This window comes from Amycolatopsis sp. NPDC104863, from assembly GCF_055582965.1.
Genome location: NZ_JBVJOW010000004.1, coordinates 282,192 through 296,594, shown reverse-complemented (window position 1 = coordinate 296,594; position 14,403 = coordinate 282,192). Strand labels below are relative to the sequence as shown.

17 protein-coding genes and 1 tRNA gene are annotated in these 14,403 nt (G+C 67.2%); 9 read left to right on the top strand and 9 right to left on the bottom strand.

The genetic code is table 11. From position 1 onward, the window contains the following. Positions 1–8: 8 nt before the first annotated feature. A complete protein-coding gene (locus ACZ63J_RS22935) occupies positions 9–1,700 on the bottom strand; it encodes an HsdM family class I SAM-dependent methyltransferase (protein ID WP_465403007.1) in 1,692 nt (563 codons plus the stop codon). A gap of 77 nt (positions 1,701–1,777) precedes the next feature. Here ACZ63J_RS22935 and ACZ63J_RS22930 point away from each other — a divergent pair, with 77 nt between their 5' ends. The 8 genes from ACZ63J_RS22930 (at position 1,778) to ACZ63J_RS22895 (ending at position 8,665) form a co-directional block, all read left to right on the top strand. Next, the gene (locus tag ACZ63J_RS22930; protein ID WP_465403006.1) at positions 1,778–2,521 is read left to right on the top strand and encodes a PP2C family protein-serine/threonine phosphatase; all 744 of its coding nucleotides are present in this window, start codon (positions 1,778–1,780) and stop codon (positions 2,519–2,521) included. A gap of 44 nt (positions 2,522–2,565) precedes the next feature. Next, positions 2,566–2,650, top strand: a tRNA-Ser gene (locus ACZ63J_RS22925). A 103-nt stretch (positions 2,651–2,753) separates the two neighbouring features. Next, a complete protein-coding gene (locus ACZ63J_RS22920; protein WP_465403004.1) occupies positions 2,754–3,623 on the top strand; it encodes a class I SAM-dependent methyltransferase in 870 nt (289 codons plus the stop codon). A 372-nt stretch (positions 3,624–3,995) separates the two neighbouring features. Then, positions 3,996–4,256 carry a hypothetical protein gene (locus tag ACZ63J_RS22915; protein ID WP_285457569.1) on the top strand — a complete coding sequence of 87 codons (261 nt, stop codon included), beginning with the start codon at positions 3,996–3,998 and terminating at the stop codon, positions 4,254–4,256. Positions 4,257–4,260: 4 nt separating this feature from the next. Beyond that, the gene (locus ACZ63J_RS22910; protein ID WP_465313074.1) at positions 4,261–4,506 is read left to right on the top strand and encodes a hypothetical protein; all 246 of its coding nucleotides are present in this window, start codon (positions 4,261–4,263) and stop codon (positions 4,504–4,506) included. Positions 4,507–4,543: 37 nt separating this feature from the next. Next, on the top strand, positions 4,544–7,273 hold the full coding sequence (locus tag ACZ63J_RS22905; RefSeq protein WP_465403002.1) for an FtsK/SpoIIIE domain-containing protein: 2,730 nt from the start codon (positions 4,544–4,546) through the stop codon (positions 7,271–7,273). Next, positions 7,270–7,674 (top strand): hypothetical protein, encoded by a 405-nt coding sequence (locus ACZ63J_RS22900; protein ID WP_465403000.1) that lies wholly within the window; start codon positions 7,270–7,272, stop codon positions 7,672–7,674. Before ACZ63J_RS22905 ends, ACZ63J_RS22900 begins: the two co-directional genes overlap by 4 nt. Positions 7,675–7,804: 130 nt before the next feature. After that, on the top strand, positions 7,805–8,665 hold the full coding sequence (locus ACZ63J_RS22895; RefSeq protein WP_465402998.1) for a hypothetical protein: 861 nt from the start codon (positions 7,805–7,807) through the stop codon (positions 8,663–8,665). Positions 8,666–8,883: 218 nt separating this feature from the next. On the opposite strand, the gene ACZ63J_RS22890 is transcribed toward ACZ63J_RS22895, so the two are convergent. Then, positions 8,884–9,261, bottom strand: a complete 378-nt coding sequence (locus ACZ63J_RS22890; RefSeq protein WP_465402996.1) for a hypothetical protein — start codon at positions 9,259–9,261, stop codon at positions 8,884–8,886. 176 nt (positions 9,262–9,437) lie between these two features. Between ACZ63J_RS22890 and ACZ63J_RS22885 the strand changes: the two genes are divergently transcribed. Continuing rightward, positions 9,438–10,619 carry a GmrSD restriction endonuclease domain-containing protein gene (locus ACZ63J_RS22885; protein ID WP_465402995.1) on the top strand — a complete coding sequence of 394 codons (1,182 nt, stop codon included), beginning with the start codon at positions 9,438–9,440 and terminating at the stop codon, positions 10,617–10,619. A gap of 2 nt (positions 10,620–10,621) precedes the next feature. Here the strand turns inward: ACZ63J_RS22885 and ACZ63J_RS22880 are convergent, their stop codons facing one another. Genes ACZ63J_RS22880 through ACZ63J_RS22850 form a run of 7 tightly spaced genes read right to left on the bottom strand, consistent with a single transcriptional unit; the run spans position 10,622 to position 14,278 of the window. Beyond that, on the bottom strand, positions 10,622–11,023 hold the full coding sequence (locus tag ACZ63J_RS22880) for a YbaB/EbfC family nucleoid-associated protein (RefSeq protein WP_465402993.1): 402 nt from the start codon (positions 11,021–11,023) through the stop codon (positions 10,622–10,624). Further along, a complete protein-coding gene (locus ACZ63J_RS22875; RefSeq protein ID WP_465402991.1) occupies positions 11,020–11,361 on the bottom strand; it encodes a hypothetical protein in 342 nt (113 codons plus the stop codon). The genes ACZ63J_RS22880 and ACZ63J_RS22875 overlap by 4 nt, the downstream gene beginning before the upstream one ends. Next, positions 11,349–11,693 (bottom strand): hypothetical protein, encoded by a 345-nt coding sequence (locus tag ACZ63J_RS22870; RefSeq protein ID WP_465402989.1) that lies wholly within the window; start codon positions 11,691–11,693, stop codon positions 11,349–11,351. The genes ACZ63J_RS22875 and ACZ63J_RS22870 overlap by 13 nt, the downstream gene beginning before the upstream one ends. Next, positions 11,690–12,016 (bottom strand): hypothetical protein, encoded by a 327-nt coding sequence (locus ACZ63J_RS22865; protein WP_465402987.1) that lies wholly within the window; start codon positions 12,014–12,016, stop codon positions 11,690–11,692. The genes ACZ63J_RS22870 and ACZ63J_RS22865 overlap by 4 nt, the downstream gene beginning before the upstream one ends. Next, positions 12,013–12,588 carry a hypothetical protein gene (locus ACZ63J_RS22860; protein WP_465402985.1) on the bottom strand — a complete coding sequence of 192 codons (576 nt, stop codon included), beginning with the start codon at positions 12,586–12,588 and terminating at the stop codon, positions 12,013–12,015. Before ACZ63J_RS22860 ends, ACZ63J_RS22865 begins: the two co-directional genes overlap by 4 nt. After that, entirely contained in the window at positions 12,588–13,790 is a 1,203-nt protein-coding gene (locus ACZ63J_RS22855) for a putative T7SS-secreted protein (RefSeq protein ID WP_465402984.1), read from the bottom strand. The genes ACZ63J_RS22860 and ACZ63J_RS22855 overlap by 1 nt, the downstream gene beginning before the upstream one ends. Then, entirely contained in the window at positions 13,787–14,278 is a 492-nt protein-coding gene (locus ACZ63J_RS22850) for a hypothetical protein (RefSeq protein ID WP_465402982.1), read from the bottom strand. Before ACZ63J_RS22850 ends, ACZ63J_RS22855 begins: the two co-directional genes overlap by 4 nt. Positions 14,279–14,403: the final 125 nt, after the last annotated feature.

Here is a 14,403-nt window from a genome sequence, read left to right as displayed (position 1 = left end):
CCGTTCCCCTAATGGCCCGGCTTGAGCCGTCCTTCGACAAGTCCAGCGAAGCCTAGCCGGACCAGCTCACGGCCCGTTTCCGCCGTCTCGCGCAGGACGGCGTCGAATTCCGCGAGCCGCCGGAAGACCAGTCCGTATTCCCGCTGGACGGCGATCGGGCACCGCGGAATCCGCACCCGCCTGCCGTCGATCCGGGTCGACGCGGACGCGGCGGGCAGGTCGGCCGCGCGCAGGCAGCCGGCCAGGAAACCCGCGTCCAGCCGGTCCGCGTCGACGCGGTACACGGTGAGCCCGGCGCCGACCGGTTCCGGCGGTCCACTGTGGACGTACGCGACCCCGGTCACCGACGCGACGACGTCACCCTCCTCGGCCACCGGGGGCTCGGCGTCCGCGCGGGCCGCGTGTTTCACCTCGACGATCCCGGCCTTGACCAGCTCGCCGATCGTCGTGAACGCGGGTTCGGTGTCCGCCGTCTCGAGCACCGGCAGCTGGGGTGTCAGCTCGGCAAAGTGATGTTGCACGGCCTGGAAAGCCTGCCCGAGGTCCTCGTCCCGGGCACGGCGCCGGGCCGGCGTGAGGTCGACGTCGTCGTCGAGCAGGTCGATGATCCGGACGCCGGATTCGGGACGGGTCAGGAACTCCTGCCAGCTGGCATCCACTGTGGACAGATCGTCGCCCGCTTCGCCGAGCAGCACGGTCGACGGCGGCCGCTCGCCGGGCACCGGCCGCCGCAGCAGCCAGAGGTCCGGGCCCGCCGCGGTCAGCGTGACGACCGCGCGGACCGCGCCCGCGCGCAGCAGGTTGCCGCGGATGCGCTTGCCGCTGCGCCGCCCGGCGGCCGCGCCCGGCATCAGGATCACCACGGTGCCGCCGGGTTCGACGTGGGCCAGGCAGTGCTGCACCCAGGCGAGCTCGGGCTCTCCCCGCGGCGGCAGGCCGTACTCCCAGCGCTCGTCGCCGACGAGCTCGTCATGCCCCCAGGCCCGTTCGTTGAACGGCGGATCGCACAGCACGGCTTCGGCGACGCGGCCGGTGAAAGCGTCTTCACGCAGCGCGTCGACCGCGTAAACCTCGGCTTCGAGGCCGCGCAGCCGCAGCCGGAGTGCCGCGATCGACGCCGTCATGGGGTCACTGTCCTGGCCCAGCACGGTTTTGGCGCCGCTCGCCAGCGCGAGCGCGCCGAAGCCGCACGCGGGGTCGAGGATCGCCGACACCGGCCCGGCGAGCCGGGCCATCAGCTCGGCGACCGGCTCCGGCGTGGTCGACAGCCGCCGTGAGTGGGCCTCGAAGTACCGGTGGCACAACAGTTCGAACGCTTCGACCGGCCCGGTCTGGTGTGTCATCTCGCTGAGCAGGGTGAGCAGCTCGGGGTCGTCGAGCTTGCTGTCGAAAGTGTCGAAAATGCCGGCCTGGAAAGCGAAGAAGACCCCGGCGCGGCTCACGCGCGCGGCGAGGTCGAGGTCGTCACCGAGGGCGCGCAGGCGCTGCCAGGCGCGTTCGCCCGCGGTCAGCTCGAACTTCTTGCCACGGGCGCGGAACCAGCCGGCGACGTCGGACAGGCCGAACAGCGGGCTCGACGCCGTGCCGCCGACAGGCTGCGGGAAGTCCGGGTAACGACGTCGCCAGTTGCTCACCGCGGCCCGGCCGACCCCGGCGAGCCGCGCGATGTCGGCCGCGCTGACCGTGGCGTCGTCGTCCATGGCGAGGACTCTATCGGAGGATGCTCCATTCAGCCGTCATGGTTGTGAACTCAGTCAACCAATGCTTTCATGGGGGCATGACACACGATCGGTACGTCCTGCGGTACGCCGCGGGGTCGGACGTCGGCCAGCGTCGCCGGGTCAACGAGGACTCGCTGTACGCGAGTTCCCGCCTGCTCGCGGTGGCCGACGGCATCGGCGGTCAGCCGCACGGCGAGGTGGCCAGCGCGACCGCGGTGGACGTGCTGCGTGAGCTGGAGGTCGACCTGCGCCGGATCGATCTCACGAGTGTCGACCTGGCCGCGACGATGGCCGGCGTGGTCAAGTCGATCGACCAGCGGCTGACCGAGGTGGCATCCCAGGAGCCGACAACCGAAGGCATGGGCACAACCCTGACGGCGCTGCTGTTCGACGGCATCGAGTTCGCGGCGGCCCACATCGGCGATTCCCGGGGTTACGTGCTGCACGAGGGTGGCCTGCGCCGCCTGACCCGCGACCACACGCTCGTCCAGGCACTGGTGGAGGACGGCCGCGTCGCGGCGGAAGACGCGGAGACCCACCCACGGCGGTCGCTGCTGATGAAAGCGTTGCAGACGGCGGGATCCGGCGACCCCGACATCTGGACGTTCAAGCCAACCGAAGGCGACCGGGTACTGCTCTGTTCGGACGGCTTGAGCGGCCCGGTCAGCGAGGCCACCCTGCGCGACGTCCTGGCATCGATCCCGGAGCCGGCGGACACGATCCCGGAGCTGATCCGCCTGGCCAACGAGGCCGGCGGCCCGGACAACATCACGTGCGTGGTCGCCGACGTCACGCGCTGACCCACCTTCAGACCGCGAGATGACCATCCGGTATCGTCTCCTGCGGAGGATTGGCCGAGCGGCCTAAGGCGCACGCTTGGAAAGCGTGTTGGGTTCACGCCCTCGCAGGTTCGAATCCTGTATCCTCCGCCGTTTGATCAGGCAAAACGCCGGGCCGCGCGCCCGGCGTTTTGTCGTTTCGGTGCCGGAATTCGGTGGCCCGTCACGAATCCCCGCCCCTACCGTCCCAGTCGTGACCTACGAACACCCCCTCGCCTACCTCCTCGGCATCGAAGGCCTCGCCCTGCTGCGCGGGTTCACCGGAGAGTTCGACCGCGAGTTCGTCGAGGCCCGGCTCACCGAGGTCCGCCGGCTGCTCGACGACGCGTCGCTGGCCGAAGCCGTCACCAGTGAGCGGCTCGACTCCGTGCCCGGCTACGAGATCTGGGCCCCCTCCTACGACAACCCCGGCAACGCCGCCTTCGCGCTCGACGAGCCGCTGCTCGAAAAGATCCTCGACGACCTCCCACCCGGCGATGCCCTCGACGCCGCCTGTGGCACCGGCCGGTACGCGCGGATCCTCGCCGGGCGGGGTCATCGCGTCATCGGTGTCGACAGTTCGCCCGCGATGCTCGCGAAGGCGGCGGGTGGCGACTTCCGGCTCGGTGACCTGACCGCGCTGCCCGTCGACGACGCCGCCGTGGATCTGGTCGTCTGCGGGCTCGCCCTGACGCACGTCGCCGACCTGGGACCAGTGCTCGCCGAGTTCGCGCGGGTGCTGCGGCCCGGCGGCCACGTTGTCATCTGTGACGTCCACCCCGAGTCTGTCGCCCGCGGTTCCATCCCGGCGCTGCGCGGACCCGGCGGCCGGCCCGGGCGGATCGTCTCGCACCGGCACCTCGTCGGCGACTACCTGCGGGCCGCGCTGACGGCCGGGCTGACCGTCGTGCGCTGCGAGGAACCGGGCCTGCCACCCCAGGATCCCGCGCCCGCCACGACCGAGCCGGGGCCGTGGGAGCTCTGGCCGTGGAGCCTCGCCGCGCTGGTGCCCGACGCGGCTCGGGCGGCCGCCAAGGGCGTGCCGGCGATGCTCGTCTGGGAGTTTCGGCGGCCCGAAATGTGAAATCGCTTCGATTGTGGCGTTTTCCGCGCGTTGACGGGGAGTTACGAGCAGGGCCGAGCGAAGCCCGTTGCTCCGGTCGCGTTACTCTCACCCGCAACCAAGCCCGCCCCGTCAAGAGAGGCCAGCAGTGGCACGAAAACCGCTCTGACCTGGGGTAGCGCTGGCCAGCGACTTCAGTGTGCGGTACTGGTGTCGGGACGACCCCCGCACAGACCGTGATCGGCCCGGCCCCGGACGTCCCACGTCCGGGGCCTTGCTGATTCCGGACCCGCGATCACTCGGCATCATCAGATGATCACGCTGTGTCGTTGGATCTGTTTCAATGGAATCCGTCCCCCGTAAGACACCAGATATCCGAGGAGTAGAGGCCCGATGGCCGGAGTCGAAGAGATCCGCGCTGGCATCGCGCTCGCCAACGAAAAGGCGTCCGCAGGCATCGCCGCCCTTCAGCAAGCAGCGCAGTCTCTCGAAGAAGCCCAGCAGTCGCTCGCCCAGGCGACGCAGGGCAGCAGCCAGCACGAAGTGAGCCAGGCCCACGGCCTGCTCGCCCAGGCCCTGCACGACATAAGCGGTATGCAGAGCACCATCCAGGCCAGCATCTCCTCCGCCGACTCGTATTCGGCCAGGCTCTGACCGGATGACGCTAGCCGAACTCCACCAGCTGCTCACCGCCGTCGTGGACGGGCTCGCGAACGCGCGGGCCCACTCCGAGCGGGCCACAAGCCTGCTCGGAGAGGCCCGGCAAGCTCTCGTGGACGCCCAGGCCAAGGCCGATCCCTGGCTACCGACGCAGTACGCGCAGGCCGGCGAGGGGCTGGACCAGCTCCTCGGCCGCCTGAGCACCGCCGAGGACCTGGTGAGCGGATACCGGTCGCGCCTGTAATCCTTTTTCCGGGGGACGACTTTTCTTGGGGACGCCGATGGCCAGCAAGTCAGCCGAGCAACGCAACCGCGTCGAAACCGCACTCGACCGCGTCCGCCATCAGATCGGGCTGGTGCTGGGCGCGGCGGCCGGCGCCCGACAGGCCGCCGAGGCCGATCTCGCCAAACTCCAGCTGGAGCGGGACATCGTCCGCGTCGGCATGAACCACGCCAGCACCGAGCAGCAGAACGAGTGGGCCCGCCACCCGGCCGCGCACGAGGTGTTCGGCGCGCTCGGCAGTGTCCGCAGCGCGTTCTACACCGACTGGAGCCAGGGTCCGGTGACCCTGCGCGAGCTGGTCGCCCAGAACGCGCCGGGCCCGGCGGGCCTGCCGCCGGGTGACTGGCTCGGCCGGGTCGGGCACAACCCCGGCCTGACCTCGCCCGGCCTGTGGCGCGTCGGGTCCGCGACCGCCGCGGGCGGGGACGCCACCCGCACGTTCGACGTCGCGGTGCCGCTGCTCGACGAGTCGCACCTGGCGATCACGTCGGCGCCGAAGACGCGGCCCACGATCGATGGCATCGTCCAGAACCTGCTGATCCGCGTGCTCTCGACGTTCGAACCCGGTGCCGTGCGGGTGCACCTGTGGGACGTCGGGCAGCTGACCGCGATCCTGCCGGACCTGTACCCGCTGAGCACCACCAGCGCGCTCTCGCTGTACGACCCCGGCCGGCTCGAGGACCTCCTCGACGAGCTGGCCGGGCACATCCGCCGCATCCACGCGACCGGCATGGCCGCCGGGTTCACGTCGCTGCGCGAAATCCGCAAGTCGACCCAGCAGCGGGGCGAGCCGTACCGCGTCGTCGTGTTGTACGGCAACGGCGAAACCCTCGAACCCGAACGCGCCCGCGACCTCAAGCGCGTCGCGAGCGGCGCGCTGGCCGCCGGGATCTGCCTGGTCATGGTCGACGTCCCGACGGCGGTGAGCGCGCCGGTCGAGACGCTGAGCCTGGTCGACGACCGGCACGCGATCAGCAGCATGACCGGCACCGACCTGGTGGTCGACCTCGATCCGCCGATGCCGTCCGGGCAGGTGATCCGCGCCGTCGACAAGATCGCGAAGGCGTTGATCGCGAAGCAGGGTGGCCCGCGCTCGTTCGACGACCTGCTGCCGACGGAGCTGGGCCGCGAAAACTCGGCGCGCGAACTCCGTGCCCCGGTCGGGTTCTTCGAGGGCGAGCCCGTCGAGGTCGTGATCGGCGACGCGAGCCCGCACGCCCTGATCGGCGGACCGTCCGGTTCGGGCAAGACGAACTTCCTGTACGCGCTGCTCGGCAGCCTCGCGGCGCGCTACGACCCGAACGAGCTGGCGCTCTACCTGCTGGACTTCAAGGAAGGCGTCTCGTTCGCCGGTCTCGCACCGGGCCGGAAGGACGCGAGCTGGCTGCCGCACGCGCGGCTGGTCGGCGTCAACGTCAACACCGACCGCGAGTTCGGCCTGGCGCTGCTGCGCTTCCTGGCCGACGAGCTGCGACGGCGGTCCGCGGCGGCGAAGGAGCACGAAGTCACGAACCTCGCCGACCTGCGCGAAGCCGACCCGGGCGGGCACTGGCCGCGGATCGTCGCGGTGATCGACGAGTTCCAGTACCTGTTCGCCGGCCGCGACCAGGTGACCGCGACGGCGACGCAACTGCTCGAAGACATCGCGCGGCGCGGGCGGTCGCAGGGCATCCACATGGTGCTGGCCAGCCAGGACGTCGCCGGCATCGAGGCGTTCTGGGGCAAGCCGGCGGTGTTCGAGCAGTGCACGCTGCGGATCGCGATGCCGAAGGCGCGGCGCGTGCTGGCCGAGACGAACAACGCCGCGGTGGCGGCGCCGAAGTGGCACGGCGTGATCAACCACGACTCCGGCATCGCGCACGGCAACCAGCTTGCCCACATCCCGGACGCGAGCAGCAAGAACGTCTTCGTCCGGCTGCAGCACCGGCTGTGGGAGGAGTACGCGGGCCGGTTCCCGCGGCCGCGCCTGTTCGACGGCGCGCATTCGCCGATCCTGGAACAGTTCCCGGCGTACCTCGACCTCAAGCCGAGCTCGCGGCCGCGGGCGCTGCTGGGCCAGTCGATCGACGTCACCGAGGCGGCGTGCGGCGTCGACCTCTCGTGGGCGCCGGGCCGCAACATCGCGGTGCTGGGGTCGGCCACCGCGGAAGCGCTGTCCATTTTGGACTCTGCGGCGCGGTCGCTGTCCCGCCAGTACGAGCCGGGCGAGGTCGAGTTCGTCCTGGGCTGCGCGATCGAGGCGTGCGCGCCGGCGGCGTTGGAGCTGGCCGACCGGCTGCGCTCAGACGGCCACGCGGCGTCCCTGGTGGAGGACCTGACCGGGGTACTGGAGTCGCTGGCCGGTTCGATGTCGGGCGGGGCGAAGATCCTGCTGCTGTACGGCGTCGACGCGGCGCTGCCGGTGTTGGAGGCCAAGGCCGTCGGGCAGCTGAAGAGCGGGCTCGACCACCTGCGGACGGTGCTGAAACAGGGTCCGGGCCACGGCATCCACACGATCGGCTGGTGGCGCAGCATCGCGAGGTTGAAGGACACGCTGGGTTTTGCCGGCACCGACGACATCGGCACGTGGGCGGCGCTCGACGTCCAGGGCAACGAGCTGGCCCCGTTCGCGGCGGGCCAGGTCGTGCACTGGTCACCACGGCCCGGCCGCGCGTTGTTCTTCGACCGGACGACGCACGGCGCACCCGAAGTGATCATCCCGTTCCAGCGTCCGGAGAACGCGTCATGACCGACGACGGCGCCACCGCGGCCATGCGGTACAAGGAGATCATCGCCCTGTCCCGGGGCTCGGCGGAGAACCTGCGTGAGTGGGAGCTAAGGCGGGCCGAGGAGCTGGAGGGCGAACTGGAGGAGGCCCAGACCGCCATCGAGGCGGCAACGGACCGCGAAGCCAGGGCGGCCGAGCGTGCAACGCGCTGGTGGAAGATGGCGCTGCACAACATCCAGGGGTTGATGTGGTTGCACCCGGGCGACGAGCCCCGCCCCGTCCCTACGGCGCGGGCGGCGTATCTGGAGCGGTATCTGGAGGAGGTCAAGCCCAGTTACCAGGAGCTGGTGCAGGCTGTGCTGGCGCTGGGCTGGCGGGCCAAGCGGGCGGCGGGGAAGCGGGGAGAGCAGCCGCTCCCATAGGGGAATTTCACTCCATCAAGTGATTGTTGACAACCAGTTTGGACGAGTACCAAGGCGTCCACCTCGAACTATCACTCTTGGTCATCGCATATAACCAAGAGTGTGCGGCATCGTAGACGATACTGTGCCCGTGTCCAAGGAAATATTTGCGGCCCCAGAGGAGGGGTCGCGGGAGCAGCACGTCAAATTGGTTGACGTCAGCCCGGCCATGGCGAAGGCCTGGCTGAAGAAGAAGGCTCCCAATCGGCAGATGAGCAAGCATCGGGTCAAGCATTACGCCAGCCTGATCAAGAACAATCGGTTTTACTTGAACGGTGAAACCATCAAGTTGACAGAAACCGAATCATTGATCGACGGGCAGCATCGACTGGCCGCCATCGTACTAGCAGGTATCAGTGTTCGGATGCATATCGCCTACAACGTACCACGCTCGGCCATAGTGTCGATCGACATGGGGCGTCAGCGTTCATTGGCGGACCAGCTTCGGGTTGCGTACGAATACAAGCAATCCGGGACACTGGGGACCATCATCCGCCTGATTCTGGAATGGAATGAGACCGGTTGGATCTGCCATAAGACGTTTCGCCAGGTCGACCCAGACGAGGCTCATGCCTACATCGAGGCAAACCCCGAGGTTGCCGACTTGCCGTTCACCACGGCACAGTTCGACCTCAAGGTCGTTTCCTCGATTATGACCAGAAATCAGTTCGCATTTCTACTCTGGCTCTTTTCGCGCATCGACCAGGCCGACGCTCTCAATTTCATGGGTAAACTCGTAAACAATATCAGCGACTACGAAAACGACCCCTGCGTACAGCTCCGTCGATACCTGCTCCGCATGCGCAGCGATCGCTATGGCGACGCCAAGCGCAACGTCGTCATCGGCTTGACCATCCAGAACTGGAACAAGTGGCGAACCAGGCAGCCGGTCAAACTGATCCGAATTCCTCCGCAAGCTTGGGACGAAGGCTCTTACCCCAAACCCGCCTAGGGGCGGCCATGAGGGACTGCAACAGCAGTCCCTCATGGAGCTCACCCCTTTCCGAACCAGCCGAACTCAGCATGCGGGCGGTATGAGTGTCACGCGTCCAGAATCCATTCTTACCCAAATCCACCAAAGCGCTTAGGGAAGAACAATCCAAACCTTCCTGCCGACACCCGGCCGAACACCCTACAAACGGTAACGAACTTCGCGAAGCGCTACGAACTTCAGAACCGGCAAAGTTTGTCAACGATCACATCATTGATCGCACACCGTGGCTTTTTGACAGCCGAGCAGAGTACCGGAGTTGGAAAACCGAACTCGCTCTCGGACTGGATGTCGACCCTCACGATCTCATCCTGGTCGGCAGTGCGGCGACCGGGTTCAGCTTGAGCCCAGGGAAGGACTTCGCCCTCTTCCACGCGAACTCCGATATCGATGTCGCAATTATCAGTCATTGGCATTTCGAGCTCGCTTGGCGGTCCTTGCAGAAGCTCAACAAAGTAAATCTGTTCCACGCGAGCAGCGCCGAATTCCAGCACTTTAGCCGACATCGTGAATGCTTGGTATTCGACGGCACCATTGCAACCGATCGAATACTGCACTATCTCCCTTTCGGACCAGCCTGGGCTACCGCTTTCTCGCGGGCCTCTAATCGACACCCAACCATTGGAAGATCGATAAACGGCCGCATATATCGCAGCTGTCACGCATTGCGTCAGTACCACATCGAGAATGTCGGCAACATCCGGACACAGCTACTCAGCCCTCAGGACCAGACATGACCATGACTAGCATAAACAGTCGTACCACCGAATCGCCGCAACGCTTTCTCGAAGTTGCCCACCACACAGTTTCGTGGTTCTGGAAGCGCCTGCAAGGTGACGAACTGGATATGTGCCCTCCATTCCAGCGCAACCCGGTCTGGCAGGGCCATCAAAAAGCCTACTTGATCGACTCGATTCTCCGCGGTCTTCCCGTTCCGGAACTGTACATCCAGACGAACGTAAATGGAAGCGGCGAGGAAACACACGTTATCGTCGACGGCCAGCAGCGCATACGCGCCTGCCTGGAGTTTCTCTCCAATGTATTTCCTCTCGGCGACAAGTCCGAACACTTGTCCGGACTCAAGTTCGATCAGCTCCCCGAGGACGAAAAGCGTCGAATCTTCGAGTACAAGTTCGTCGTTCGAGTGTTGCCCGAGCTGACCAATGAACGACTCCGAGAGATATTCGGAAGACTGAACCTCAACAATATTGCACTGAACCGCCAGGAAATTCGGCACGCAACCTACTGGGGCGACTTCATCACCTGCATGGAAGAAATCAGCAGGAACCCCTTCTGGGTCAACTCCGGAATCTTCACCACAAACGACTTCCGTCGAATGCTCGACATCGAATACGTGAGCGAGCTTGCGTCCGGAATTCTATTCGGACCACAGAACAAAAAGGCAAACCTTGACGAATACTACGCATCTTTCGAAGAAGAATTTCCGGACCGACCCCAGATCGAAGAGACATTTGGGAAAGTACTGGGCGAGCTCGAACGGCTGATCACCTGGCCGAACCGACTGCGCTGGTCTCGGAAGGTCGATTTCTACTCCCTGTTCTTGGTGCTAGCCAATCGCGTGACCGAGTTTCCGCTCGACCGCGAAGACCGAGCTCAGGTGGCAGCAAGATTGACTGAGTTCTCCTACCAGGTCAGTTACCTCGTTTCCTCAGCTGAACGCCGCCGCGACGACGAGGAGGACCTTGACCCCCGCGCGGCTGCGTACGCGAGGAGCGTCCGGAACTCGAGTGACCTGGGCAGTCGTCGTACCCGCATCGCCGCGCTCGACGCATTCCTGCGCGACCAGCCGATCTCGTTTGAGCCGAGCCCAGCTCGCTCACGAGATCCACTTCGGTCTCTTCCATCACCTGAGGTGTTGATGTCCCGCAGCAGTGATACGAGCGTCGAAGAATAGAGTCAGACGTCGAAGACCGTGTCGTAAGGTTCGTCGTCGTCGACGTGGGCTTGCCTACGCTGAGGCAGTGGGGGCTGTCGCTGCACAGCCCAAGATCTCGGCGTGTCTGATTGAAGCGCTCGCTGCCGGGCGTCCACCAACCCGGCAGCGATGGCTTCCCGCACGGCGGCGGTGATGATCCGGCTGAGCGTGACGGCGTCATGCCGCATGGCTTCGGGCGCGAGCCGCACTTCGCTGACAACACCGCCGGGTCCAGCCAGCACGGTGACGGACCGATCCGGCGAGACGACGGTGGTGTGCGCACTCCCGGCGATGCTCGCGAGTAGGCGCTGGTTGTCGGCTTTGCGGTCTTCGATCTGTCTTAGCTGCCAGCGCATTTCTTCGATCAGCTGCGGGTTGTTCATGGCCTCCCCTGGTGTCGCAGGAATTCGTAGCGCGAAGCCGCCCCGTTCGGGGCCATGGCGTAACCGCGGGCCTGGGCCGTGCTCAGCACATCGGGAGCGGGCAGGCCGCATTCGGCGTAGGGCACGTACACCAGCGGGCGGCCGTCCAACTGCTGCGCGAGACGCTGAATGCGCGCTTTCTTCTGCCTGCTCTTCACGAAGAGGTACACGCCGACGGCGGTAAGGACGATTGCAGCCAAAACGGCGAGGGTCCCGAAGTACACCGCGTCGCTGCCGTTGAACTTGGAGCCCGCGAGGTCCATGCCCTCGAACTCGTGAAGCACATTCAAATCGCCCACGGCCCCGGCCTCCCCGCCTGGTGCGGCGCGTACACGAACTCGTAGTAGTTCCCGAACTGGTGCTCGATCAAGGCGTAGCCCCGGCTCTGCGCGACCCAGTGGAGATCGGCCTTGCTGGCGCCGAACTCGACCATGCGGATGGTGACCTTGTTCCGGCCGTCCAGCCGAGAGGCCAGGCGCGCCATTTGCTGTTCGCGCGGCTGGGAGCCTCGGTTGGCCCGGATGATCGTCACCGTCAGGCTGGCAGCCGGCAGGCCGCCGAGCACAACGGTCAACAGCAACAGGAGCAGCAGCGATCCCGCATCACTCGAATGGGCAGCCAGCACCGTCATGCGACCTGCCCCGGCTGGTTCGGCGTGTATACGAACTCGTAGTACTTCGAATGCCGATGGACGATCAAGCTGTACCCACGACCGCGCGCGACCCAGAGCAGTTCTTCGACGGACAGACCGTTTTCGATCATCCGGAGATACACCTTGTTCCGGCCGTCCAGCTCGGCGGCCAAGTTCGCCATCTGCTGGTCACGCGGCTTCCTCGACCGAAGCGCCCGGACGGTGGTCAACGTCAGGCCGGCGACGACCACGAGCCCGCCGAGGGCGAGGCCCATCACGTCTGCGACCGTTCGGCCGCCCGTGGCCACCACCAGGGTGGTCACGACGCCTCCTCACTGCGGAGGCTCCACGCGACCTTCGCCGTCGCCTCGGCAACCGCGGGCCAGGCATCCTCCGACTCGGCGACCACCGAAAGGATGACCACGGACCGGCCGTCCGGCAGCGGGATCTGGTACTCGGCCTTGATCTGGGTGCGCACGTCGTGCTCGGGCAGGTGGTACTCGCCGCCGCTGATCGCGACGATCGCCGGGCCGATCGGCAACCGCACCGGCTGCACCACCACCCGCTTGTGGCGGCTCCGGTACTGGTCGGCCATCGCCGCCACCAAGGCGTCGCGGTTGCCCGGTGCGGTCTCCGGCCACTGCGCGACACCGAGTGTCAAGGTCGCGACGTCACCCTTCCGGGTGCCGACCGCGAACTTGCCGAACACGTGGATGCCGTTGGCCTGCATGGCCGGGACCAGCGCCATCAGGTAGCTGCCGAACTCCTCGATGGACGTGCCGGCGCCGGCCGCGAGGTTCCCGGCGACGGTCCAGGCGTGGCCTCGGTTCATCTTGTCGTCGGCGCCCACCGGCATCCCGGCGAAGCCGGGTGGCAGATCGATCTGCAGAGGCATCAGTTCCACACCTCGTCTTCCGCCCGCTCACGTCGTCGGTCCGGCGCGTTGTCGGCCTGGACTCCGGCATCGGCCGCATTTCCCACCGCCATCACCGCCCAGGGCGCGGGCCCGGCGACGAGCGTGCCGGCGACCACGGCCAGCTGACCCCCGTCCTTGGGCACCCAGTAGTTCTGGAAGTCATCCCAAGGACTCTCGAAGTCCTTGTCTCCGACACTCTCTCCGACGATCTGATCGGCGACCAGGCCGTACGCCGCGACCTTGATCGCAGTGTCCGGCAGCACGTCGGCGAGACCGGCCACCGAGGTGGCGGCGCCTACCGCGTCGAAGATCAACGTCTCGGGTGCCACGTCGGCTCCGGCCGCCTTGGCCACCGCGTGCCCGCTGAGCGCTCCGAGCCCCAACGCCGTGGCGACGCCACCCGCGACCTTGTCGGCCGGTGGTGGCAGGACGTCACTCAAGACGCCGATGCCGTTGCCGATGTCGCCCATGACGTCGGACACTTTCGAGATCAGCTCCGCGTGGTCCTGGACGAAGTCCCACGCGTCGTCCGCCGAGTCGGACAGGGTGTTTGCCAGGTCACCCAGGACGCCGCCCATGGCGTCGCCCAGTTTGTCGAGCAGCCCCGGCTCGTCCGGCGCCAGCTCCTTTGCCTTCCGCAACGCCTCCGCCACCCGACCAGCCGCGTCCGCGTGCTCCTGCTGCAGCTGCTTCGCCGCGTCCTGGACGTTCTGACATCCGTCGATCGCCGACTGGAGCTGTTGGCCCGCGTTGTCCAGCAGTTTCTGGGCGATCTGCAGGGACTGCTGGTCCGGGAACGTCCGGTTCGCCAGGGCCAGGTCCGGGTTCGCCCGCGCCGCCTCCGCTGCCTTGGCCGCCGCCTCCGCTCGGGCCTCCAGGTCGGCCGCGCGTTTCTGCAGGTTGCCGAGGTCCTGGGACCACCTTTCGAGCGCGTCCGCGGCCTCGCCCATCGACCGGGCCGCGCCCTCGAGGTACTGCGGGAGCGGGCCGACGCGCCGGGCGAACGCCTCGCTCGCCTCGCCCTGCCAGATGCCCTGCTTCCGGACGATCTGCCGCACCGCGTCGTCGGCCGCGGTCAGGTCCTTGCTCACCGCGCGGTACTTGGCCGCCAGGTCGGTGACGCCGTCGAGGTCGCCCGGCGCCGGGTCGAAGCCCAGGGCCGGGAAGGCTTGCGTGCTCATCCGTCGAGTCCGTCCAGGATGCCGGTGATGCCGCCCGTCGCGCCGCCGCCCACCATGCCGCCGCCGGGGCCCTGCCGGTCGGCCGGCTCGTTGATGCCCGGCACCCCTCCGGTGACGCCGCCGCCCACCATGCCGCCGTCGCCGGACGGCTGCCCGACCCGGGGTTGGTTCCCAGGCTCGTCACCCAGCACCGCGGACCCGAACTTCGTCAGCTGACCGCCGAACTCCGCCTCGATCCGCTCGTACTTCTCCTTGGCCGCCTTCAGCCGCTCAGTGATGTCCCCCGCCGCTTCACCCAGGCGCCCGATGCCGAACCGCCAGGCCTCCTCGAACTCGACACCCGCTTTGCCCAGGTCGGCCGTCCCCAGCGATCCGAACGCCCCACCGCCGCCGAGCTTCTTGTTCGCGTCGGCCATTCGACCCGCCGCCGTGTCGAGGTCGTTGATGAGCTTGCCCAGCTCCTCGACCTTCACCGCATACCCGTCCACGCCACCCTCCCCTGTGGTCCTGTCCACCGTAAGACGGCCGTCAACGCCCGGTGGTTTCCTCGTCACCCAAAGGAGCGAACGCGCAAAAGGCCGCCACCGGGCGAACCCGGTGACGGCCCCGAAAT

Coding starts and splice junctions, on each gene's coding strand:
- ACZ63J_RS22935 (WP_465403007.1), bottom strand. CDS start 1,700: ATGGACGACGACGCCACGGTCAGCGCGGCCGACATCGCGCGGCTCGCC.
- ACZ63J_RS22930 (WP_465403006.1), top strand. CDS start 1,778: ATGACACACGATCGGTACGTCCTGCGGTACGCCGCGGGGTCGGACGTC.
- ACZ63J_RS22915 (WP_285457569.1), top strand. CDS start 3,996: ATGGCCGGAGTCGAAGAGATCCGCGCTGGCATCGCGCTCGCCAACGAA.
- ACZ63J_RS22910 (WP_465313074.1), top strand. CDS start 4,261: ATGACGCTAGCCGAACTCCACCAGCTGCTCACCGCCGTCGTGGACGGG.
- ACZ63J_RS22905 (WP_465403002.1), top strand. CDS start 4,544: ATGGCCAGCAAGTCAGCCGAGCAACGCAACCGCGTCGAAACCGCACTC.
- ACZ63J_RS22900 (WP_465403000.1), top strand. CDS start 7,270: ATGACCGACGACGGCGCCACCGCGGCCATGCGGTACAAGGAGATCATC.
- ACZ63J_RS22885 (WP_465402995.1), top strand. CDS start 9,438: ATGACCATGACTAGCATAAACAGTCGTACCACCGAATCGCCGCAACGC.
- ACZ63J_RS22880 (WP_465402993.1), bottom strand. CDS start 11,023: ATGAACAACCCGCAGCTGATCGAAGAAATGCGCTGGCAGCTAAGACAG.
- ACZ63J_RS22870 (WP_465402989.1), bottom strand. CDS start 11,693: ATGACGGTGCTGGCTGCCCATTCGAGTGATGCGGGATCGCTGCTGCTC.
- ACZ63J_RS22860 (WP_465402985.1), bottom strand. CDS start 12,588: ATGCCTCTGCAGATCGATCTGCCACCCGGCTTCGCCGGGATGCCGGTG.
- ACZ63J_RS22855 (WP_465402984.1), bottom strand. CDS start 13,790: ATGAGCACGCAAGCCTTCCCGGCCCTGGGCTTCGACCCGGCGCCGGGC.